Source organism: Mesobacillus maritimus (genome assembly GCF_019749255.1).
Lineage (GTDB): Bacteria > Bacillota > Bacilli > Bacillales > Cytobacillaceae > Mesobacillus_B > Mesobacillus_B maritimus_A.
Genome location: NZ_JACWFH010000008.1, coordinates 592,169 through 614,614 on the forward strand (window position 1 = coordinate 592,169; position 22,446 = coordinate 614,614).

The 22,446-nt window shown below is 40.2% G+C and carries 19 protein-coding genes and 1 riboswitch; of the genes, 11 read left to right on the plus strand and 8 right to left on the minus strand.

Translation table 11 applies throughout. From position 1 onward, the window contains the following. Positions 1-7: 7 nt before the first annotated feature. The 8 genes from H0185_RS08385 (at position 8) to H0185_RS08420 (ending at position 9,115) form a co-directional block, all read left to right on the plus strand. Complete coding sequence (locus tag H0185_RS08385) at positions 8-1,684, plus strand: long-chain fatty acid--CoA ligase (RefSeq protein ID WP_221872976.1); 1,677 nt, start codon at positions 8-10, stop codon at positions 1,682-1,684. A gap of 63 nt (positions 1,685-1,747) precedes the next feature. After that, positions 1,748-2,611, plus strand: a complete 864-nt coding sequence (locus H0185_RS08390) for a branched-chain amino acid ABC transporter permease (protein WP_221872978.1) — start codon at positions 1,748-1,750, stop codon at positions 2,609-2,611. Continuing rightward, positions 2,611-3,642 carry a branched-chain amino acid ABC transporter permease gene (locus H0185_RS08395; protein ID WP_221872980.1) on the plus strand — a complete coding sequence of 344 codons (1,032 nt, stop codon included), beginning with the start codon at positions 2,611-2,613 and terminating at the stop codon, positions 3,640-3,642. The genes H0185_RS08390 and H0185_RS08395 overlap by 1 nt, the downstream gene beginning before the upstream one ends. A gap of 14 nt (positions 3,643-3,656) precedes the next feature. Further along, positions 3,657-4,421 (plus strand): ABC transporter ATP-binding protein, encoded by a 765-nt coding sequence (locus H0185_RS08400; protein ID WP_221872982.1) that lies wholly within the window; start codon positions 3,657-3,659, stop codon positions 4,419-4,421. Then, positions 4,414-5,121: an ABC transporter ATP-binding protein gene (locus H0185_RS08405; RefSeq protein ID WP_221872984.1), complete on the plus strand. Its 708-nt coding sequence runs from the start codon at positions 4,414-4,416 to the stop codon at positions 5,119-5,121. The genes H0185_RS08400 and H0185_RS08405 overlap by 8 nt, the downstream gene beginning before the upstream one ends. A gap of 114 nt (positions 5,122-5,235) precedes the next feature. Then, positions 5,236-6,441 (plus strand): ABC transporter substrate-binding protein, encoded by a 1,206-nt coding sequence (locus tag H0185_RS08410; RefSeq protein WP_221872986.1) that lies wholly within the window; start codon positions 5,236-5,238, stop codon positions 6,439-6,441. 436 nt (positions 6,442-6,877) lie between these two features. Continuing rightward, complete coding sequence (deoR, locus tag H0185_RS08415; RefSeq protein ID WP_221873094.1) at positions 6,878-7,846, plus strand: DNA-binding transcriptional repressor DeoR; 969 nt, start codon at positions 6,878-6,880, stop codon at positions 7,844-7,846. 54 nt (positions 7,847-7,900) lie between these two features. Continuing rightward, positions 7,901-9,115 (plus strand): NupC/NupG family nucleoside CNT transporter, encoded by a 1,215-nt coding sequence (locus H0185_RS08420; protein WP_221872988.1) that lies wholly within the window; start codon positions 7,901-7,903, stop codon positions 9,113-9,115. A 54-nt stretch (positions 9,116-9,169) separates the two neighbouring features. Here H0185_RS08420 and metH read toward each other — a convergent pair whose 3' ends face one another. From metH to H0185_RS08440, 4 genes are read right to left on the minus strand one after another with little or no spacing between them, the layout of a single operon-like run. Beyond that, positions 9,170-12,619 (minus strand): methionine synthase, encoded by a 3,450-nt coding sequence (metH, locus tag H0185_RS08425; protein ID WP_221872990.1) that lies wholly within the window; start codon positions 12,617-12,619, stop codon positions 9,170-9,172. Continuing rightward, positions 12,612-14,462, minus strand: coding sequence for a bifunctional homocysteine S-methyltransferase/methylenetetrahydrofolate reductase (locus H0185_RS08430; RefSeq protein WP_221872992.1), 1,851 nt, complete (start codon positions 14,460-14,462; stop codon positions 12,612-12,614). Before H0185_RS08430 ends, metH begins: the two co-directional genes overlap by 8 nt. Positions 14,463-14,467: 5 nt before the next feature. Further along, positions 14,468-15,646: a cystathionine beta-lyase gene (gene metC, locus H0185_RS08435; RefSeq protein WP_221872994.1), complete on the minus strand. Its 1,179-nt coding sequence runs from the start codon at positions 15,644-15,646 to the stop codon at positions 14,468-14,470. Positions 15,647-15,649: 3 nt separating this feature from the next. Then, positions 15,650-16,759 carry a methionine biosynthesis PLP-dependent protein gene (locus tag H0185_RS08440; RefSeq protein WP_221872995.1) on the minus strand — a complete coding sequence of 370 codons (1,110 nt, stop codon included), beginning with the start codon at positions 16,757-16,759 and terminating at the stop codon, positions 15,650-15,652. A 100-nt stretch (positions 16,760-16,859) separates the two neighbouring features. Then, a riboswitch (SAM riboswitch) is annotated at positions 16,860-16,969 on the minus strand. Between the two features lie 283 nt (positions 16,970-17,252). On the opposite strand from H0185_RS08440, the gene H0185_RS08445 reads away from it, so the two are divergent. Next, complete coding sequence (locus tag H0185_RS08445) at positions 17,253-17,522, plus strand: hypothetical protein (protein WP_221872997.1); 270 nt, start codon at positions 17,253-17,255, stop codon at positions 17,520-17,522. 44 nt (positions 17,523-17,566) lie between these two features. On the opposite strand, the gene qoxD is transcribed toward H0185_RS08445, so the two are convergent. The 4 genes from qoxD to qoxA all read right to left on the minus strand — a co-directional run bounded on the left by qoxD (position 17,567) and on the right by qoxA (position 21,365). After that, on the minus strand, positions 17,567-17,848 hold the full coding sequence (qoxD, locus tag H0185_RS08450; RefSeq protein ID WP_221872999.1) for a cytochrome aa3 quinol oxidase subunit IV: 282 nt from the start codon (positions 17,846-17,848) through the stop codon (positions 17,567-17,569). A gap of 1 nt (position 17,849) precedes the next feature. After that, positions 17,850-18,446 (minus strand): cytochrome aa3 quinol oxidase subunit III, encoded by a 597-nt coding sequence (qoxC, locus tag H0185_RS08455; RefSeq protein ID WP_221873001.1) that lies wholly within the window; start codon positions 18,444-18,446, stop codon positions 17,850-17,852. After that, complete coding sequence (gene qoxB / locus H0185_RS08460; RefSeq protein ID WP_221873003.1) at positions 18,446-20,395, minus strand: cytochrome aa3 quinol oxidase subunit I; 1,950 nt, start codon at positions 20,393-20,395, stop codon at positions 18,446-18,448. Before qoxB ends, qoxC begins: the two co-directional genes overlap by 1 nt. A 67-nt stretch (positions 20,396-20,462) precedes the next feature. Further along, positions 20,463-21,365: a cytochrome aa3 quinol oxidase subunit II gene (qoxA, locus tag H0185_RS08465; RefSeq protein ID WP_221873005.1), complete on the minus strand. Its 903-nt coding sequence runs from the start codon at positions 21,363-21,365 to the stop codon at positions 20,463-20,465. A 350-nt stretch (positions 21,366-21,715) separates the two neighbouring features. Between qoxA and H0185_RS08470 the strand changes: the two genes are divergently transcribed. Further along, positions 21,716-22,147 carry a hypothetical protein gene (locus H0185_RS08470; protein WP_221873007.1) on the plus strand — a complete coding sequence of 144 codons (432 nt, stop codon included), beginning with the start codon at positions 21,716-21,718 and terminating at the stop codon, positions 22,145-22,147. Beyond that, positions 22,135-22,422, plus strand: coding sequence for a DUF2653 family protein (locus H0185_RS08475; RefSeq protein WP_221873009.1), 288 nt, complete (start codon positions 22,135-22,137; stop codon positions 22,420-22,422). The genes H0185_RS08470 and H0185_RS08475 overlap by 13 nt, the downstream gene beginning before the upstream one ends. Positions 22,423-22,446 lie beyond the last annotated feature (24 nt).

The following is a 22,446-nucleotide window of genomic DNA, read 5'->3' on the forward strand; positions in this document are numbered from 1 at the left end:
TGTTGTCATGTTAACTCTTCATCATGAACACTGGCCTAACTTAACGAAATCCTTAAGTGTGCCGGAAACCTCATTATATGAGAACTTGCAGGTTAGTGCGAAGAGATATCCGGAAAATTTAGCAATTCAGTATTACGGGAATAGCCTAACCTACCGAGAGTTGGATGAGCAAGTAACAGCGCTTGCAGGGTATCTTCAACAAAAACTAGGAGTTAATAGAGGAGAGAAAGTTCTGCTATTTATGCAAAACTCACCTCAGTTTGTAATTGGTTTTTATGCCATCCTAAGAGCCAATGCAGTGGTTGTACCAATTAATCCAATGTTAACTGCTAATGAGTTGTCGTTTTATATCAAAGACGCTGAAATGAAAACGGCTCTTGTTGGACAAGAACTTTATGAAAAAGTAAAACCACTTTACAGTAGTACATCACTTGAAAATGTCGTTTATGCAGCTTACTCCGACTATACCGGTGAATTTTCGGGGGATGTTCCTCAAGAGGTAGAAGCAAATCGAGCTGTCTTTACAGAAGAAGGTCATCATATATGGATGAATGCTATTGAAGCAAACCTTCAACCAGGTGAACATACGACAGCTGCAAACGATCTTGCTGTTCTTCCATATACGTCTGGAACGACAGGGCTTCCTAAAGGGTGTATGCATACTAACCATTCAGTACAGTCGAATACAGTAGGTGCCTTTCATTGGGCAAGTGTAACGCCCAATTCGGTACACCTTATGACTTTGCCATTGTTTCACGTAACCGGGATGATTCACAGTATGCATATGCCAATCTATAGTGGTGGAAGCATGGTGATTATGACGAGATGGAACCGTGAAACAGCTGTTAAGTTAATCAAACAACATCTATGTACGCATTGGTGCGCGATCGCGACAATGATTGTTGATTTCGTTTCAAATTCGAAGCTCAAGAAAGAGGATATTGCTTCACTAACCTATCTGTCTGGTGGGGGAGCGGCTTTACCGGAAGCTGTAGGAGAGAAATTATTTCAATTAACTGGGTTGCGCTTTGTTGAGGGCTATGGTTTATCAGAAACAATTGCTCAAACACACTTCAATCCTCCTCAGCGTCCGAAAATGCAGTGTTTAGGTTTACCTTCGTTTGATGTTGATTCAAGAATTATTGATCCAGCTTCAGGGAAAGAATTGGGGATTGGAGAGGTGGGAGAGATTATCGTAAATGGACCGCAAGTAATGGTCGGTTACTATAATCGTGATGATGAGAACCGAGACTCCTTCCTTGAATTAGATGGAAAGACTTTTTTCCGGACTGGTGATATTGGCCGCTATGATGAGGAAGGGTATTTCTTCATAGTAGACCGGGTAAAACGGATGATCAATGCTTCTGGTTTTAAAGTATGGCCAACCGAAGTGGAGTCCTATTTATATAAACATCCTGCGATTCAACAGGCCTGTGTTGTTGGGGTACCTGATCCGCGACGCGGTGAATCTGTTAAGGCCTTTGTCATCTTGAATGAAGAATATGAGGGCAAGGTAAAAGAAGAAGAAATTGTTGAATGGGCAAAAGAGCATATGGCTGCTTATAAATACCCTCGAGAGGTAGAGTTTAAACATCAATTTCCAATGACAAGCAGTGGAAAAATCCTCTGGCGTCAACTTCAAGAAGAGGAAAAACAAAAAGCTGGCAATATACAATTAAAATAAAGAATATGCAAACATTTTGCGAGAGGATCCGCAAGGGGCTTCTTACGAACAGGGGGAGAACGGATGGACATATTGATTCAACAGCTGTTTAATGGTTTGACATTGGGGAGTGTTTACAGCCTAGTTGCATTAGGGTTGACACTTGTTTATGGGATACTACATATCCCAAACTTTGCCCACGGTGCTTTGTACATGGTGGGGGGGTATATCACATTAACAATGATGACCCAGGCAGGTTTGAATTACTGGATTGCGATTGTTATATCATGCGTAGTCGTTGGGGGCTTAGCTGTTCTTATGGAAAGATTGGTATTCCATCCTCTAAGGCATGCACCTGCTATTCATGACAAAATTGCTGCAATCGGGATTATGCTTTTCCTTGAAGCACTAGTCCAATTCATATGGGGAGCTGAATACCAAACAATGGTTTCTCCATACGGACAAGTTGTGAATGTTGCAGGTGTCACGTTAACCATGCAACGCTTGTTGATCATTGTTTCTACAGTTGTCGTAATGATTGTCTTATATATTTTCTTGAAAAAGACATTCACAGGGGCAACAATCATTGCTTTATCGCAAAATCGTGAAGGTGCTAACCTAGTTGGAATCAACACAAATCGAGTGGCTATGCTAACGTTTTTAATCTCTGGTGCATTAGCAGCGATTGCCGTCTCACTATCTGCACCAATTAATCTAGTATTCCCAGGAATGGGGCACCTAGTATTAACAAAGGCGTTCGTTATTATCATCCTGGGTGGAATGGGGAGTATCCCTGGTGCAATTGCCGGAGGGTATATCCTCGGATTTACAGAGAGTCTAGGGGCAACTTACCTCTCGAATGATTACAAAGATGTCATTGCATTCGTTATTCTTGTTCTTATATTAACTATTAAGCCAAATGGATTATTCGCTAAGGGGGGACATTGATGGCTAATCTACTTAAACAAAGGAATGTTATTGCAGTTCTCATCCTTTTTGCAATCGTGTTCCCGTTCATTACAAATAATAATTATTTAATTCATATTATGACACTTGCTTTTATCTGGATTATCGCTGTATACGGCTTGAATCTGTTAGCTGGGTACACAGGATACTTATCACTAGCACATGCAGGGTTCTTTGCTATCGGAGCCTATTCACTTGCATTATTAACGACAAAGGCTCAGATGAACTACTGGCTGGCATTTGTGTTAGCACTTATCATCACAAGCGTTCTCGGTTTATTGATTGGATTAATTTCATTAAGAACGAAAGAACATTTCTTCGCGATTTATACACTTTGCGTAGGGTACATTATCTATCTAGTCATTGATAAATGGGATAGTTTAACAGGCGGTGTCAGAGGGTTAATTGGGATTCCTTCACCAGGAAACATCGGTCCAATTGAATTTAATACACCAGTTTCGAATTATTATTTAGTTTTATTTTTCTTACTGTTCACGATTTTGGTCGTCTATCGTATCGTTCATTCCTTGTCTGGTAGAACGTATATTGCGATCCGTAATAGTGAAGATCTTGCTCAAACAATCGGAATTAATACGACGAGGAATAAACTAGTGGTGTTTGTTATTTCTACCTTCTTTGCCGGACTTGCGGGCGCATTATATGCATCATTCATTCGCTTTATCGGTCCAGATATCGGGTATATTACCATTACTTTTGATCTATTAACCTATTTGATTGTTGGCGGAATTGGAACGCTGTCAGGTCCAGTTATCGGAACAATTCTACTTGTTTGGGTTTCTCAGCAATTACAATTTTTACAAGATTATCGAATGATGATCTTCGGTCCAATCTTAACCTTACTGGTCATTTTCTACCCTAGAGGAATTTCAGGTGGATTTATCGACTTTAGAGCAAAACGCAAAGAAAAGAAACAAAATCAATCAAACCTAAATCAAAACCAACAGATGATCTCCGCTCAGGAAACTTCTGCTGCTTCAAATAAAAACGGGTAAAGGGGGAAGCGGATATGTTTTTGGAAACTAAGAATCTAACAAAGAAATTCGGCGGTAATACGGCCGTTAACAATGTAGACTTTACGATTGAACAAGGAAAAATCAATGCAATCATCGGCCCAAACGGAGCTGGAAAATCAACCTTCTTTAACCTGGTGAGCGGCTTCCATCCTCCGACTTCAGGACAGGTCATTTTTAAAGGAAAGGATATAACCCACCTTCCATCAAATAAAATTGCTGAGTTAGGGGTAGCGAGAACCTTTCAAACAACGAATCTATTTGATCAAGCCACGGTGCTCGATAATGTTATTGTCGGTCACCGCCTACGGACAAAATCGAATTTATTAGACGCTATTCTTAGAACGAAGCGATTAAAACAAGAAGAAAAACAATGTCGAGATAAAGCGATTGAAGTTCTTGAATTTGTTGGCTTAACAGACGTGGCCTATAAATTAGCTGGAAGTTTATCACAAGAAGAGAAAAAGCGTGTTGCCTTTGCTCTTGGATTAGCAACCAGTCCAGAAATAATTTTCCTTGACGAGCCAGCTGCTGGAGTAAACCCCGATGAAACGGAAGGTCTGGCAGAGCTAATGGAGAAAATGGTGCGAAATGGTATTACGGTTTGCTTGATTGAACACAAAATGTCCATGATCATGAAATTAGCGGACAAAATCATGGTGTTAAGTTACGGTGAGAAGATTGCTGAGGGTACACCAGAAGAAATTCAAAATAATGAAGCCGTTATTAAGGCTTACCTAGGGGGAAGCGCGATTGCTTAAGGTCAATAATATTTCCGTTAAATATGGCAGCTTTGTGGCAATCCGCGATATTAATATCGAGGTCAATGAAGGCGAAATTGTCGTATTATTAGGTGCTAATGGAGCAGGGAAAAGTACAACATTTAATACCATCAGCGGGTTAAGCAAGCCGTTTGAGGGAGACGTAGTATTTGAAGGAAAGCGGATAGACAAACTATCCGCTGACCGAATCGTGAAAGAAGGAATCGTTCAGTGTGCGGAAGGCAGAAAGCTATTCCCAGCGATGAGTGTATTTGAAAATTTGAAAATGGGTGCCTATGTCCATCGACGGAATAAAGCCCAAATTAAAGAAACGATGGATCATGTGTTTGAACTATTCCCAATTTTGGAGCAGAAAAAAGATGATCCAGCGGGTTCCCTCAGTGGTGGTCAGCAGCAGATGGTCGCTATCGGCCGCGCGCTGATGGCAAAACCAAAAGTCATGATGCTAGATGAGCCTTCTGTAGGACTCGCTCCGTTGATTGTTGAGCAGATGTTTGAGGTCATTCAGAAAATCAATAAAGAGGGAACAACAATTTTATTAGCTGAGCAAAATGCAAATGCTGCCTTAAAAATTGCCACAAAAGGATATGTGTTTGAAAATGGGAATGTAGTGGTTGAAGGCACATCTGAAGAGTTGTTCACAAATGACAGTGTTAGAAAGGCTTATATCGGAGCTTAATTGTTTCCTTTGCCATTAATCAGAAATTGAAGGGTGGTGAGAAACGGAGGACCGATAATTTGAAGTCTAATTGTTAATAAAATGAGAATGAAGACCAATCAAGGGGGAAACCAAATGAAAAAGCAAAAGTTCCGTTTCTTATCAATGATTTTAATCGCATTTATGTTCTTATTAGCTGCTTGTAGCGGTGGCGGATCCAAATCATCATCTGGTGGTGGATCAGGTGAATCCGGTGGTGAAGGTACAGTTAACATTGGATATACAGGACCTCTTAGTGGCCCTGCAGCATTTTATGGGGAACGTACATTAAATGGTGTAAAAATGGCAGCTGAAGAAATCAACGAAGCAGGTGGCGTTGATATCGACGGCAAGAAATTTAAAATTAATGTTGTTTCTTTAGATGACAAGTATTTACCAAACGAGGCTGGTTCTAATGCCAAGCGTCTGATTCAAGAAAACGAAACACCAATTGTCTTTACTCCACATAGTGGCGGGATTTTTGCCCTACAAGTGTTTAACCAAATTGATAATTTCTTAATTGGTGCATATTCGAGTGAACCGGCTATTGCTGAAGCAAAGAACCCATTAACGGTTATGATTCCTCCTCGTTATGACCGATATCTGCCTCCTTTTACAAAGTATACAATGGAGCGCTTTGGTAAAAAGATTGCCTTCTTACCAACAGCTTCTCAATATGGAAAAGATTGGGCAGAAGCACTGCAGCCATACTGGGAAGAGCAAGGTGGAGAAGTTGTTTACAACGCTTCCATCGATTTCGCGAAGGATACTGATTTCTTTACAATCATAACAAACGCATTAAAGGAAAAACCAGATGTTATGTTCATTGGTGGAGCATCTGAACCAACGGCTAAAGTTGTTAAACAAGCTCGTGAACTTGGATTTGAAGGCGGATTCGTCATTATGGACCAAGCTAAACTTGATGAAATGAGCCGGGCATTAGGTAATTCCTATGAAATGCTTGAAGGATCTATCGGTGTACTTCCACTTGTCAACTCTGAAGAAGCAGCTGTACCTGATTATGTGAAAAAGTACAATGAAAAATATGGCGAAGATCCTGGTTCAGAAGCAGGATTGAACTACATCGCTATGCATATCATGGCGAAAGCAATGGAAGCAGCAAATTCTGTTGACGATCCAGCGAAAATTCGTGAACACATTGAAGATGGTATCGCTAATATCCCAGAAGAAGCAAAAATATATCGAGTTGATGGTATCGATAAAGAGGGCGGTAACTTCTTGTATCAACTAGAAGTTGGTGCAGTTGAAGATGGGAAAGTTATCACAGTACCAGCTGAATAATTTCTAAATGAAAAGATGCCTGTTCTGAGCTATTCAGAGCAGGTATTTTTTATTTAAAAAACGGCGCATCTAACTAGTTCATTAGTTAGTTGTACCGTTTTTGTGTTTATATTGGTTGGTTCCGTGATTGTGGCAATACCGTAGTTCCTAACGTTTTATTGTTATCTTTAACTCCCCTTTTTCTGATGTCTGTAAATTTTTCTTTTTCTACGAAAATACAGAGTAGGATTTATGTAGATAGAAGGAAAAAACGTTTAGGCAGGAGGTATAAAAAAATAGGTGAATGTAGGGAGCACGGTGTGTGAACCATGTTCTATATATAAATGGAGAATCTTCAAAATTAATGTACTTTTACAAATGTAAAATAAGACTTTTACATTTTTGCAAAAAGAAGATAAACTATAAAGCGTATTCAAAAAACCAGTTAGTCAAGGTGATGCTATTGGAAAAAGACGATAAATTAAGCAAGGTAATTGAAGCGGCAAAGTTGTATTACCTACTTGATTATACGCAAAGTGAGATCGCAAAAAAAATGGGTGTTTCTAGACCTACGGTTTCGAGGCTTTTGCAACAAGGGAAACGTGAGGGAATTGTTCAGATAAAAATAAACGACCCAACAGAGGAAGTTGATCAACTCTCACTAGAGTTGGAAAACAGGTTCAAGTTGAAAAAGGCAATTGTTACCTCGGTACCTGAATATGAAGAGCATTTAATTAAGAATTACCTAGGTGGTGTCGCCGCAGCTTATTTAACTGAAACGGTAAAGGACGACGATATTATTGGAGTGACCTGGGGAACGACGTTATACCATGTAGCCGTTGAATTGAAGCAACGATTTGTTCGAAACGTTCAGGTTGTACAGTTAAAAGGGGGCGTTAGTCATGCTGAGACGAACAGCTATGCCTCAGAGGTTTTATACCTATTTGCGAAAGCGTTTAACAGTACATCTCACCAATTGCCGCTTCCAGCCATCGTAGATTCACCAATTGTCAAAGAGGCTATGGAAAGAGACAGACATATCCGGGCAATTTTAGACTTAGGGAAACAAGCAAATATTGCTGTTTTTACGATGGGATCGGTTAAAGAAGATGCACTTCTATTTAAGATGGGGTATTTTACCGATAATGATTTAAAATCAATAAAACATGGAGCAGTTGGAGATATTTGTTCGAGGTTCTTTGATCAAAATGGTGTTATTTGTAATCAGGATTTAAATGACAGGACACTAGGAATTGAATTAGAGGCTTTGAAAACCAAGGAGCACTCTATATTAGTGGCTGGTGGGGCAGATAAAATTAACGGAATCTATGGAGCTTTAGTAGGAAACTATGCGAACACTTTAATAACCGATCAATTCACTGCAAGATTTTTACTAGACAGACTTGATAATGAAAATAGTCTTTAAAAACTGGAATAAAAAGATAAAACATACAACAAGATAACTATTGAGGTGAACATATTGAATTATTTGTGGGGTTTACTTGGCATTATAACAGTATTAGCAATTGCGTTTTTATTATCCTCAAATCGAAAGTCGATAAAGCTTCGAACCGTGTTAGGGGGATTAGCAATTCAATTTATTTTTGCCTTCATTGTTCTAAAATGGGAGACAGGAAGAAACATTCTTCAAAAGGTTTCAATGGGGGTTCAGAATGTCATAGATTATGCGAATGAAGGAGTAAATTTCCTGTTTGGAGGAATTTTTCAAGCGGAAAACATTGGCATGGTGTTTGCGTTTCAAGTCTTACCTGTTGTCATCTTTTTTTCTTCGTTAATTTCTGTTTTATATTACTTAGGAATCATGCAATGGGTGATTAAAATATTAGGTGGAGGACTTTCGAAGCTATTAGGGACAAGCAATGCAGAATCACTATCTGCTGCTGCCAATATTTTTGTTGGTCAGACTGAAGCGCCTCTAGTCATCAAACCTTATATTAAAATTTTAACAAAATCAGAGTTATTTGCCGTAATGGTTGGAGGACTAGCCTCTGTAGCTGGTTCTGTGTTGATTGGATATTCATTATTAGGTGTACCACTAGAATATTTACTTGCGGCAAGCTTTATGGCTGCACCAGCGGGTTTAGTACTTGCGAAAATTATGATACCTGAAACAGAGCAGCCCCAAGATACCTCTAATGTTAAGATGGAAGATGATAAAGAGACAGCTAATGTAATTGATGCAGCAGCAAATGGTGCTTCAGTTGGGTTGCAACTCGCTTTAAATATTGGGGCGATGCTATTAGCGTTTATTGCCTTAATTGCACTGATTAATGGAATTTTAGGTGGAATCATGGGATTATTCGGGTATGAAGGTGTCACGCTTGAAATGATCCTAGGGTATATATTCTCGCCACTTGCGTTCGTAGTAGGTGTTCCATGGGCAGAAGCTGTTCAAGCTGGTGGATACATTGGACAGAAGCTAATACTCAATGAATTTGTTGCCTATGCATCATTTGCTCCACAAATCCCAGAGTTATCAGAAAAGACTGTAGCAGTCGTTAGTTTTGCTTTATGTGGTTTTGCCAATGTTTCCTCATTGGGAATTCTGCTAGGTGGTCTTGGTAACTTAGCGCCAGAAAGACGGAGTGACATCGCACATATGGGTGTCCGTGCAATTATTGCTGGTATGTTAGCATCTTTATTAAGTGCCGCGATGGCAGGGATGTTATTTTAATAAAAAAGGCCCCTCTTTGTACAGCAAAGAGGGGCCTTTTATTGTTCTGAACTGTTAACGCAATACATTAAAATACCTAGCTTCAGGATGGGAGAAAACAATGGCTGTGACAGATGCTTCTGGCTCCATCATAAACCCTTCTGTTAGCTTTATACCGATGTCTTCTGGCTGAATAAGGTTAAAGAGCTTCTTCTGATCTTCTAACTCTGGACAAGCAGGATAACCAAAGGAGAAACGTTGACCTTGGTATTTGGCGGCAAAACGCTCCTTCATCGTCATGGTTGGTGGATCTGGGAATCCCCAGCGATCGCGCATTTGCCGATGAATCAACTCGGCATATCCTTCTGCGGTTTCTAAAGCTAAAGCTTGAAGGGCATGGCTCTCAAGAAAGCGTCCTTCACGTTTGAATTTCTCAGCCAAGTCTCGAATGCCTTTTCCAGCTGTTACGGCAAAGAAACCAACATAATCCATCTCACTATCACCTATCGGGCGTAGAAAGTCAGCCAGACAGAGACAAGGATCCGCCTCTTGACGTGGGAACTCAAAGGTTTCAATAACTCTACTATAATTGGAAGGATCAAATATAAGTACCTTGTTTCCGTCTGCTTGTGCAGGATAGTATTGGTACATTGCTTTTGGCTCTATCCAGTTATTCGCAGAAGCTTCGCTAATTAGTGACTGAACGACATCATTCACCATTGTTGCCTTTTCATCGCCCTCAGTAAGAAGTTTCTCAATTTTTCCTTTCACTCCTAAATGGTGTCCAATCAACATCTGCTTATTGATATAAGGTTCAATATGGGCGAGCGTGTAGGATCTTAATAGATGCCTTTTTAAATCTTGTGGAACATAAACGGGAGCCTTTTTGACGGTTTTTTTTCTAGTTAAAACTGCTGTGGCCGTTCCTGATTGGATAACTTTTGGTGCTTGCTGTGCTAGTTCTTGTGCTTTAGCTTGTTTTTCGGTGATGATTTTTTCTAGTTCTTCAGGATTTCCTAATTGATTGGCTAGAGACAGGCCGTTCATGGCATCTTTTGCATATAAAACGAGACCACCATACTCAGCAGCAATTTTTGTATCAGTAAACTTCCTTGTTAGTGCGGCACCACCGACGAGAATGGGTAAATTGATTCCAGCTTGCTTCATATCCTTTGCTGTTAATACCATCTGTTGAGCTGATTTTACTAGCAGACCGGAGAGACCAACAATGGTTGGTTTTTCTTTCCGGATTGCTTCGATTAAAACGTTTGGAGTAACTTTAATCCCTAAATCGATGACATCATAACCGTTATTGCTTAGGATGATGTCGACGAGATTTTTCCCGATATCATGAACATCACCTTTTACCGTTGCAAGAATAACTTTTCCCTTGGTTGAACTGCTGTCAGTCTTAGACATATGAGGTTCTAGATGGGCAACAGCTGCTTTCATGACTTCAGCGCTTTGAAGAACTTCCGCAACAATTAACTGATTATCATTAAATAGCTTGCCGACTTCTTTCATTCCATCCATTAAAGGCCCGTTAATGATATCGAGTGGGGCAGGGTAGCTGGTTAAAGCGATATCTAAGTCGGGAATTAATCCTTCTTTTGTTCCTTCAATTACATAGTAGGCAAGTCGCTCTTCTAGCGTCATTTCTGGAATAGAGCTTTTTGCTTCCTTTTTCTTTCCACGGTAGAAATCGGTAAACGTCGCAAGATTTGCATCAGTTGTATTGAAAAGTAGTTCTTCAGCCATCTTTACTTCCTCTTGGGAAATAGAAGCAAAGCGCTCAAGCTTTTCAGTGTTGACAATGGCATAATCAAGTCCAGCTTGTGTACAGTGATAGAGGAAAACAGAATTTAAAATTTCCCTACCAACAGGAGGAAGACCAAAGCTGACATTGCTAATGCCGAGAACCGTTTGTGTTTCTGGGAATGTTTCTTTTATCAGTTTGATTCCATCTACAGTAGCTTTTGCTGAGCCGATATATTGCTCATCTCCGGTTCCAACTGGGAATACCAATGGATCAAAAATTAAGTCCTGAGGAGCAATTTTATATTTGTTAACTAAAAGTTGATAAGAGCGTTTCGCTATTTCTAGTTTTCTCTGTGCTGTACCTCCCATCCCTTTCTCATCAATTGTTCCGACGACAACCGCTGCACCATAAAGGTGGACGAGCCGTGCTACTGCTTCAAACTTTTCTTCGCCATCCTCAAGGTTTATTGAGTTGATAATGGCTTTCCCTTGTGAATAACGAAGAGATTTTTCAATAACGTTTGTATCAGTTGAATCGATTACAAGTGGTACTTTTACTTTTTTAACCACTTCTTGAATAAATTGCTCCATGTCTTGAAGCTCATCGCGATCAGGGTCGGCAAGGCAAAGATCAATGACATGAGCTCCGTTTTTTACCTGAGCTCGAGCAATTTCCGCCGCTTCCTCAATTTTCCCTTCAGAAATCAATCGCTTAAATTTTCTAGAACCAATGACATTTGTCCGCTCTCCCACCATTATTGGTCTCAAGGTTGGATCGTCATAGATAAAAGGTTCAATTCCAGAAACCATATGCTGTGGAGTCAACAATGGTACACGTGGTTGATAGGATGCCATCTTTTCGGCAATCGCCTTAATATGAGCAGGGGTGGTCCCGCAACAGCCACCGACAATATTCAGCCAGCCTTCCTCAGCAAAACCAGTTAATTTTTGAGCGAGCGTTTCTGGTGTTTCGTGATAAATGCCTTCCTCGTCTGGGAGACCAGCGTTCGGGTAACAACTAACAGCTGAAGAAGATAGATTGGCTAACGAACGTAAATGCTCTTGCATAAATTCTGGTCCGGTTGCACAATTTAATCCAATTGCAATTGGCTTCATATGCTCAATGGAAATATAAAAAGCTTCAATGGTTTGTCCGGCTAGGGTGGTTCCCATTGGTTCAATGGTTGCAGAAATCATAAATGGCACTTCAAATCCTTTTTGGGTAAAAGCATTTTGAATGCCAATATAGGCAGCTTTTACATTCAATAAGTCTTGACTCGTCTCCAATAGAAGCAGGTCGACACCACCATCTAATAATCCGAGAGCTTGTTCTTCGTAGGCAACCGTTAAGTCCTCAAAGGTTGCTCCCCCCGTAACACTAAGTGTTTTCGTTGTTGGCCCCATCGCCCCAGCAACATAGCGAGGTCTATCGGGTGTAGAAAATTCACTAGCCACTTTTTGGGCAATCTCAGCTGCTACTTTATTTATTTCATAGGCTTTATGTCCAAGAGCATAATCATCAAGGACCAAATTTGTTGCTCCAAACGTATTGGTTTCAATAATATCCGCACCAGCTTGGAAATATTCGCGGTGGATGTTTTCGATTACTGATGGCGAGGTAAGATTGAGGTTTTCATTGCAGCCCTCAAACTCCTCACCACCAAAATCACTAGCGGTGAGATTTGCTTGCTGGAGCATAGTTCCCATTGCTCCATCCATAATGAGGATTTTCTTCTTCAGCTGTTGTGTTAGTAAAGCTTTAGACATTTTGTTTCCTCCTTGAAAGACGATCCGTATATTCACGTGTAAAATGGGCAAGTTCAACCGTCATTTCATAATTCATAAATGGGGTGATTAAATAAATACCGTTAAAGAGCTCGGCAGCGATTTCAATTAATGATTTTGTAATGGCAATGCCTTCTTGTTTCGATTGAACTGGGTTATCCTTCAATTTTGCCATTGTATCAAGAATATTTTGTGAAATCTTAATACCCGGAACCTCATTATGAAGAAATTCAGCATTTCTGCTTCCTGTTAACGGCATTAAACCAATATAAACAGGAGCGTCTAAGTGCTTTGTTTGTTCGTAGACTTCTAATAGAAGTTTCTCAGAATAAACAGGCTGGGTGATGAAGTAGTCTGCGCCACATTTTATTTTCTTTTCCATTCTAACCACAGCTTTTTCTAGTGACCGGACATTCGGGTTAAAAGCAGCAGCGATGGAAAAATCACCTTTCTGCCCTAAATCCTTTCCAGAAAAGGAGAGACCTTCGTTGAATTGTTTGATTAACTCAATCAGTTCGAAGGATGAAACATCGAAAACAGAGGAAGCACCAGGGAAGTCACCAACTCTAGCAGGGTCCCCCGTAATCGCAAGAACATCGTGGAGACCAAGCGTATGAAGACCCATTAGATGGGACTGTAGACCAATGATATTTCGGTCACGGCAAGTTAGGTGAACGAGTGGACGTAACCCAACCTTCTCTTTGACCAAATGTCCTAACGCAGAGTTAGCAACTCTTGGGGAGGCAAGCGAATTATCAGCAAGTGTGACTGCATCAATCCCAGCTGCCTTTAATGCTTTAGTCCCTTCAAAGAATTTTGTTGTATTAAGCTTTCGTGGTGGGTCTAGTTCAACAATGATAGAAGGGCGTGTTTTGACAATGTCATGTAGCGGTTGTTCGGGTCGATTAAAGGGTGAAGCTTGAATCTCTACTTTTTCCTTGCGATGAATAACATTTTTTTCTGTCACAGGTGCTAGGTTTTTCAATTCGGTTGCGAATGCTCGAATATGTTCTGGTGTTGTGCCACAACAGCCTCCTAACAGCCGAACCCCCTGTTCACGAAACTTTCGTGCCGATTGACGGAAATAATCAGCACTGCTTTCGAATTGAAACTTTCCATCCGTGTAGGAAGGGAGACCGGCATTCGGATAGGCAGATAAAAAGGCACTCTGTGGTAACTCAACACCCTCTAGAGAGGAAATCATATGGTGTGGTCCGAGTCGGCAATTTAATCCAACTACATTTGCGCCGAGAGATTCTAATTTTAAAAAGGCATCATTTACTTTCATTCGATTCTGTAAAAAACCAGATTCATGGAGAGTTACTTGAGCGATTAATGGCAATTCAGTTTCCTTACGGGCAATAGTTAAAAGCGTCTCAAGTTCCTCAAAATCATAATAAGTTTCAAGCAAAATTCCGTCCACTCCCTCAAGGAGCAGGCAATACAGCTGCTCCCGGAAGCTTCTTTTAATTTCTTCTAGAGAAACTTTATTAGGTCTAATCCCTCGATTACCACCGATGGTACCGAGAATTATCGTCTTGTCATTTGCTGCTTTTCGGGCAAGTTGTACTCCAAAGCTATTAATCTCTTTTACATGATCTTCAAGTCCGTAGCGTTGAAGCTTTAGATAGTTTGCAGCATAGGTGTTTGTTTGGATGATGTTAGCTCCTGCGTCAATATAAGCTTGATGAATTCCAACGATGTCTTCTGGACGTGAGAGGTTAAATTCCTCAAAACAGCTATCTGTTCCAAAGGAATGAAGAAGGGTCCCCATTGCACCATCGGCTATTAAAATCTCATTTTTTAATCTTTGCAGGAAACTCATCCTATTCATCCTTTCTTCAATAAAGTGTTCGAGGCAACTTCTAGTGCAGCAGAGAAATCGTGAATAATATCTTCTACAGACTCTAATCCGACAGAGAGTCGAAGAAGCGTGTTGCTGATGCCACGTTTTTGACGCTCACCTTCAGGCATCGCCGCATGTGACATTTTCGCTGGATAGGAGAGAATGGATTCTACACCACCGAGACTCACGGCAAATACAGGTAGTTTTACATTTTCTACAAATGCCTTGAAAAGCTCCTCATTTTCTAGTTCAAAAGAGAGTACAGCACCTGGTCCTTTTGCCTGCCGGCTATGGATCTCGTATTGAGGATGATCCTCCAAGCCAGGGAAGTGGACCTTCTGAACCAAAGGATGGTCCTTAAGGAATGCTGCGATTTGTTTCGCATTTTCCTGTGATTGATTCATTCGGACAGACAAGGTTTTGATTCCGCGCATGACTAGCCATGCATCCTGGACTCCGAGGACGGCACCAAATGAATTTTGTAAAGTATATAAACGGTTTCCGAGCTCTTCATCTTTTACAACGGCAAGACCTGATAAGGTGTCGCTATGTCCGCCTAAAAACTTCGTGGCACTATGAAGAACTACGTCTACACCCAAGTCTAGCGGACGCTGGAGATAAGGGGTCATGAAGGTGTTATCAACAAAAGTGAGTGCACCAATTTCCTTCGCAATGGCTACAACCGCTTCAATATCCGTTACTTTCATTAATGGATTAGAGGGAGTCTCCATATAGAGGAGCTTCGTGTTTGGTTGGATTGCTGCACGTACCTCTTCAAGATTAGTCATGTCGACAAAGGTATGCTCAATCCCGAAACGACTAAGCACCTGCGTGACCATTCTAAATGTTCCACCATAGACATCCTCTGTAACTACTACATGGTCACCTTGAGAGAGTAATAGAAACGCAGTTGAAATTGCGGCCATCCCTGAAGAAAAAGCAAGTCCTCGCGTACCACCCTCCATTTCAGCAATGATATCTTCTAATGCTTCACGTGTGGGATTTAAGCTGCGACTATAGTCGAATTTCCCAAAGGTATCGACGGATGGTTGATGAAAAGTCGAAGCATATTGTACAGGTACGCTGACAGCACCTGTGCTAGGATCAAATTTATGCTTATTATGTAGAAGCTGGGTTTCAAAAGAATAGTCATGTTTTGTCATTTTTTACAATTCCTCCTGTTCTGCTTGTGCAAAGGCTTGGTTTAGGTCAACCATTAAATCTTCGACATCTTCAATTCCAACTGAAAAGCGGAGGAGGCGATTATCTACGCCATTAGCTTCGCGAACTTCTTGTGGGATATCAGCATGAGTCTGAGTAGCCGGATAGGTGATAAAGCTTTCCACGCCACCAAGGCTTTCAGCAAAGGTAATTAAATTTAAATTTTGTAAAAATGGATTCACCCAAGATTCTTTTTTAATACGGAAAGATAGCATTCCACCACGACCAGGATAAAGGACATCTGTTACTGCATCATGTTCTTTTAGGAATTTGACCAGCGCCGAGGCATTCTGTTGATGTCGTTCCATCCTTAATGATAAAGTTTTCATTCCACGAATTAACAGCCATGAATCAAAAGGACTTAGCACTGCACCTGCACCATTATGGTGAAGGAATAAAGCCTCGCCTAATTTTTCGCCTTTTGAGACGATTAATCCAGCCAATACATCATTATGACCTCCAAGGTATTTGGTGGCACTGTGAATAACAATATCCGCGCCTAAGGTTAATGGCTTTTGTATAAGAGGGGTGTAAAAGGTATTATCAACAATGACCAGAATGCCTTTCTCCTTCGCAATTTTGGCAATTGCCGCAATATCAGCTGTCTCCATCAGCGGGTTAGTTGGTGTTTCAATAAAGATAGCCTTAGTTTGCGAGGTAATAGCACCGTTGATCTCATCTAAATTGCTCATATCAACGTATTGAGACTGTAAGCCCCATTTCTTAAAGGTTTGTTCAAGAATTCGATAGGTTCCCCCATATAAATCCTTAGATACAATCCATTCATCCCCTGATTGAAATAAGGAGAGGACGGTAAGAATAGCAGCCATTCCTGAGCTACAAGCAAAACCGCGGTCGCCTTCTTCTAAATCAGCAATTGCTTTTTCGAGAATTTCTCGAGTTGGATTTCCAGTACGAACATAATCATACCCGCTAGATTGGCCAATGCCTTCATGGCGGTATGCTGTTGAAAGATAGATAGGTGGATTAACCGCCCCAGTAGTCGTTTCACTTCGATTTCCAATTTGTGCGAGCTTTGTGTTGATCTTTGCCATTTGTAACACTCCCTAGTTTCGGTTATTTCTGTTGTTGAATTTGAATAATAAAAAAAGTCTTCTTTAAGAAGAAGACTTAGGATTGAAGTACATAATCTTCTTCTTATCTGCCAAGTTTAACAACTTGCTGGACTTAGCACCTTTTCAACATGAATGCTGAAGGTTGCTGAGGTATCACAGGGCCAGACCCTCAACCTCTCTGGATAAGAAATGGTTTTAATTTATAATTTTCTCTAAACTTTACTACAGTAAATCGGTAAATGTCAATGTATTTTGATTATTATTCTACTAAGAAAATGATTTTAGTATAATTGTGAAAAAAGATTGATATTTTTGTGAACATTTTGTGTCAATTCTGTTAATCTTTTGTTAAAATAAAACCATCTTCTCACTGTTGGAGGGAATTTGAATTTTAGGTTTCTTCCTATTATAAAGTTGATGATGCTTTTATGTAGATACTGAAAGCGTATTCATTATTAAGGAGTTGAACAGGATGGAATCTTATTTCAAGGTTTTAAATGCTGTGAAATATGTGGGGGGAACAACCTTATCCCTAGGAATGGTACTGTTTATCTTTGGGTTAGTCATTAGCCATACATTGATAACAGGTCTAGGAATGGGAGCCATTGTTGGGGCGATTTTTATTTTTATCATTGGTGTGTTCTTTGTTGTGACAGAAGAAATGTTGGAGAAAACAGATAAAGGAACACTTATTGTTCCAACTAAGGCGGGGGCAAAAGTGATCCCATTCAAAATAAAATAAGGAGCACCTATTCAGGCACTCCTTAAATTATACGGTTGGGGTACTCACATATCCCAAACCATTGCCAATAATGTTCCAAAGATGGTTACAAGGGCAATAATTAAGCCATAATACACGTTCAAATAGATGGCTCCTTTATCATCGGTTTCACCAGCGTGCATAAACACGGTAAGCTGAACACCTGCTTGAACAAAGGCTGTGACCAAAAGGATGGTCATACCAGTCTGAAAGGACATATCAAGGAAGTAAACAGCAAGGGCAATAACCGTTAACACAAGTGAAAACGCAAAGCCTAAAACTTGTTTGGCAGGGAATAGTTCTTTCATCTTACATCATTCCTTTCAAATAGATGAAGCTGAAGATGAAAATCCAAACTACATCTAAGAAATGCCAGTAAAGTGAGAAAATGAATGACTTATTGGCTGTTTGTGGAGTCAAGCCACGCTTTTTTACTTGAAGGATAATAAAGAGTCCCCAAAATAATCCAAGCGTAACGTGTGCTCCATGTGTTCCCAAGGTAGTTAAAAGGATCGAAGTAAACGCACTTGTTTGGATTCCTGCTCCAACATGAACATAGTGAATAAACTCGTAAATTTCGACTCCTAGGAATGCTAACCCTAGTAGTAGGGTGATAGAAAAGAAGCTTAGCATAGCTTTCTTATTACCAAGACGCATCGCGTGGATGCCTAAACCTATAGTAAAACTACTGGTTAATAGCAGTAGGGTTTCGATTAATACTGGAGTGATTTCAAAAATTTCTGCTCCACTAGGACCGCTACCTGTACGGTTTGCAAGCGTAAAATAGGTTGCGAAAAGAGTCGCGAAGAGCATGATTTCTGCACCTAAGAATATCCAGAATCCTAATATATTGTACTGGTTTTGATCTGTACTATATTCAAGTGGCAGCGAGTGATCGATTTTCATTATTTAGCACCTCGCATTTTCGTTTCGGTTTCTTCAATTTCTTCAACAGAGATATAATGGCCATGGTCTTGTTCAAATGAACGATGAGCCATGCAAACTAGAATTCCAATTGTTGCTAGAATTGCAGGAATCCATAAGCTAAAGATGAACGAGAATCCCCAGACGAAGAAGATTAAACTCATGATAAACGGTACACCACTGTTGTTTGGCATATGGATCTTCTTATAATTACGATCTTTAAACAAGACATGACCGTGTTTTTTAGCATCCCATAGAGCTTCACTAGAGCGTACTTCTGGGACAACTGCAAAGTTATACTCTGGGACAGGGTTATGGGTAGCCCATTCAAGTGTACGTGCATCCCATGGGTCTTCACCGATATCTCTTGAAGCGTAACGGGTACTGTAATACACATTATAAACAATCAGCGCAAAACCAACGGCCATAATAATCGCACCAACGAATGATATCATATTCAAAGGTCCGAACCCAGTAGCTTCAGAGTATGTGTACATACGACGTGCTTGACCATCAAGGCCGGTAATATACATAGGCATAAATGCTAATAAGAACCCGATTGAGAGTAACCATGCCGTCCACTTTCCAATACGTTCATTTAGCATAAAACCAAACATTTTCGGCCAGTAATACGTAAGACCAGCAAGCATCGCGAAAACGACACCTGGAATAATTACATTGTGGAAGTGTGCGACCAAGAACATTGTATTATGGTATTGGTAGTCAGCTGCAGACATTGCAAGCATAACCCCTGTAACTCCGCCAAGTGTGAACAACGGAATAAATAATAAAGAATAAAGCATAGGGGTAGTAATTTCAATTTTTCCCTTCCACATGGTTAACAACCAGTTGAAAATCTTAACTCCGGTTGGTACTGCAATCGCCATTGTTGTAATCGAGAAAATACTATTTGTAAGTGCTCCTTGCCCCATCGTAAAGAAATGGTGGGCCCATACTAAGAACGACATGAGCGAGATTACAACCATGGAAGCAACCATCGATTTATAGCCATACAAGTTCTTTCTCGAGAAGGTTGAGATGACCTCACTATAAATCCCGAACGCTGGCAAGATTAAAATGTACACTTCAGGGTGACCCCAAACCCAGAAAAGGTTGGCCCAAAGCATATCCATGCCGCCATTTTCCATCGTAAAGAATTGGGTTCCGAATAATCGATCCATCGTTCCCATTGCAAGAGCAACAGTTAGGACAGGGAATGCGAAGACGATGATAACGTTCGCGATAAATGATGACCATGTGAACATCGGCATTTTCATGAGGGTCATGCCAGGTGCTCTCATTTTAAGAATGGTTGTAATCATATTAATACCGGTCATAAGAGAACCAATCCCGGATATCTGAATTGCAAGCATATAATAGTTCGTTCCAACTGAAGTACTAAACTCATTTCCTGCAAGTGGGAAATAAGAAGTCCATCCTGCATCAGGGGAACCACCAATAACGAACGAGATATTAAATAACATTGCACCCATGAAGAATAACCAAAAGCTTAGGGCATTTAAGCGTGGGAAAGCAACGTCACGTGCGCCAATTTGTAAAGGCACAACGAAGTTCATTAGCGCAAAAATAAACGGCATCGCCATAAAGATAATCATGACGACTCCATGTGTTGTAAAAATCTCATTATAGTGCTGTGCATCTAGCAGTGTATTTTCTGGAGCGGAAAGCTGGGCACGCATCATAATTGCGTCAACGCCACCGCGGAAAAGCATTAATAAAGCAGAGATTAAATACATAATCCCAATTCGTTTATGATCAACCGTTGTTAACCATTCACGCCAAAGATAGCCCCATTTTTTAAAATAGGTTAATCCGGCAACAATGGCAATCATCGTCAATCCAATGGCAACCATTGAAGCATATATTGCTATACTTGGATGTGGTACGGCAAAGCGTTCTAAAAATTCCATCCGTTTGTATCTCCTTTCGAGAATTATCCGTAAGTCCTATGATTATAGGAATATAGAAATCTATTTGTTAGTGATTGCTGTGGTCGCCCTCATGCTCACTATGAGAATCTTCAATAGATTCGTCTGCATGAGAAGATCCATGGTTATGACCTTCTGGTGGAGGCATAAAGTCTAAGTGTGTTCCTGTAAACGTCATCCGACCAAGATGACCTGGCTCTATTAGTTCATCAAATTTTTCTTCTGTTAAAGGCTTAGCTGTTTCTTGAACCTCATCTACCCATTCAACAAACTCAGTAGGGGACATAGCAGTAACCTCAAAGGTGTTTTCTGCAAAACCTTTCCCACTAAAGTTTGCATTTCGACCCATGAATTCACCAGGCGCGTCTGCTGCTAAGTGAAGAGTTGTGATCATATCACTCATTGCGTATTTTTGCCCACCTAGCTGTGGTATCCAAAAACTAGTAATCGGTCCATGTGAATAAAGTTTAAATTCAAGCGGACGGTCTGTTGGAATATACAGGTAGTTAACCGTTTCAATGTTTTCTTCAGGATAACTAAAATGCCACTTCCAGTTTGATGAAGAAGCATAGATCACTAAAGGTTCTTTTTCTTCGTATCCTTGAGGAGTCGCCTCAACGATATAGTTACTCTGAACAGAAACAAATGATAAGTAAGCAACGATTATCACTGGAATCCCAACACAAATTGCTTCAACCCAGATATTTCCTTCCATATGTGGTGGTTCATAATCTGGACTTTGCTTTGAAGCGCGGTATTTAAATAAAACGAAAATTAACATCGCAAACACTACAAGGACAATAATGGACATAATCCCGATAGACAGCATAATGTCTTGCGCTTGCCTTGCTGCTTGTGGCCCCTTAGGGTCGAGGACCAATAATGGTTCGCATCCTGTTAAAAACGTAGCAATTGCGAAAATGATGGATAGTGCCATCCACTTCCTTTTCATATAACTTCTCCTTTCGATAATAACAACAAACCTTGGGACATTATAGCATAGATAATGTTCATTTCTTCACATGATGTTCATAATTTATCCCGGTAAGTTGTGGTAAGTGTGATATAAATCACAGCATTTGTCTGTTTAGAATGATTTTAACATAGAAGTCATCCTTACTTAGTGCCCTAATTGTGACTAATTTATGAAAACATTTCTTGTAAATTTTGGGACTGGGTATTAGGCTTCTTCGCTTGGAAACTATATAATGAAGATATTGAAATAATTTTTTTAAAAAAAATGAAACTTTCTTAGTACTTTTTCGTAAATCATACATGGGAAAGTACAAAACAGGAGGATGAATGATGATTAGAAAATTAATGGCGGCATTTGTTGCAATCATGGTGATGTTCTCACCAATTGGTAATATTGTTGTTCAAGATTTGCACCAATCTGAGGTTAGTGCAAAGAAATATAGGTCTGGTACAAAAAGATACAATAACAATAATACCACAACAAACCAGAATCAAAACGTGAATCGAAATAATACTGTTAATAACAGAACGAATGCGACTGCACCTCGAAATAATGGCGGGTTAATGCGTGGCATCATGTATGGGGGGCTTGCTGGGTTACTTTTTGGTGGTTTATTAGCAGGAATGGGTGGCTTAGGTCCAATCCTTGGAATGGCTATCAATATTATTGGAATTCTGCTTCTATTTATGCTTATTAGCCGTGTCATTACCGCTTTTAAGAAAAAGCAGAGAGAGGACAATGACCCTTGGCATCGTTAAAAATTTCTGAGCAAGATGTTGTGAATGCCATTTGTTTATATGTCGCTGATAAAAAGCAAGTGAAGGTAGAAGAAGTGGAAGTAGAGTTAATGTATGACGATGATTATGGATTTTCCGCTGAAACATTTGTTCACGGACGTAAACAAATTCTCGTTAAGCAAAATTTGATTGAGGCACTTAGAATGTGGCTAGACCAAATTCTAGGAAGAGATCCATTTTCAGGAATACAATTGGTTCTTGATGATGACGAAGGGATTATTGCCATCATCAGTTAATGAAATGTAGCCTGTCCGATAATT

Bases quoted from the DNA above. Each gene is read 5' to 3' on its own strand.
- H0185_RS08385 (WP_221872976.1), top strand. From the start codon at position 8: ATGTTAACTCTTCATCATGAACACTGGCCTAACTTAACGAAATCCTTA.
- H0185_RS08390 (WP_221872978.1), top strand. From the start codon at position 1,748: ATGGACATATTGATTCAACAGCTGTTTAATGGTTTGACATTGGGGAGT.
- H0185_RS08395 (WP_221872980.1), top strand. From the start codon at position 2,611: ATGGCTAATCTACTTAAACAAAGGAATGTTATTGCAGTTCTCATCCTT.
- H0185_RS08400 (WP_221872982.1), top strand. From the start codon at position 3,657: ATGTTTTTGGAAACTAAGAATCTAACAAAGAAATTCGGCGGTAATACG.
- H0185_RS08410 (WP_221872986.1), top strand. From the start codon at position 5,236: ATGAAAAAGCAAAAGTTCCGTTTCTTATCAATGATTTTAATCGCATTT.
- deoR (WP_221873094.1), top strand. From the start codon at position 6,878: ATGCTATTGGAAAAAGACGATAAATTAAGCAAGGTAATTGAAGCGGCA.
- metH (WP_221872990.1), bottom strand. From the start codon at position 12,619: ATGTCTAAAGCTTTACTAACACAACAGCTGAAGAAGAAAATCCTCATT.
- H0185_RS08430 (WP_221872992.1), bottom strand. From the start codon at position 14,462: ATGAGTTTCCTGCAAAGATTAAAAAATGAGATTTTAATAGCCGATGGT.
- metC (WP_221872994.1), bottom strand. From the start codon at position 15,646: ATGACAAAACATGACTATTCTTTTGAAACCCAGCTTCTACATAATAAG.
- H0185_RS08440 (WP_221872995.1), bottom strand. From the start codon at position 16,759: ATGGCAAAGATCAACACAAAGCTCGCACAAATTGGAAATCGAAGTGAA.
- H0185_RS08445 (WP_221872997.1), top strand. From the start codon at position 17,253: ATGGAATCTTATTTCAAGGTTTTAAATGCTGTGAAATATGTGGGGGGA.
- qoxD (WP_221872999.1), bottom strand. From the start codon at position 17,848: ATGAAAGAACTATTCCCTGCCAAACAAGTTTTAGGCTTTGCGTTTTCA.
- qoxC (WP_221873001.1), bottom strand. From the start codon at position 18,446: ATGAAAATCGATCACTCGCTGCCACTTGAATATAGTACAGATCAAAAC.
- qoxB (WP_221873003.1), bottom strand. From the start codon at position 20,395: ATGGAATTTTTAGAACGCTTTGCCGTACCACATCCAAGTATAGCAATA.
- qoxA (WP_221873005.1), bottom strand. From the start codon at position 21,365: ATGAAAAGGAAGTGGATGGCACTATCCATCATTTTCGCAATTGCTACG.
- H0185_RS08470 (WP_221873007.1), top strand. From the start codon at position 21,716: ATGATGATTAGAAAATTAATGGCGGCATTTGTTGCAATCATGGTGATG.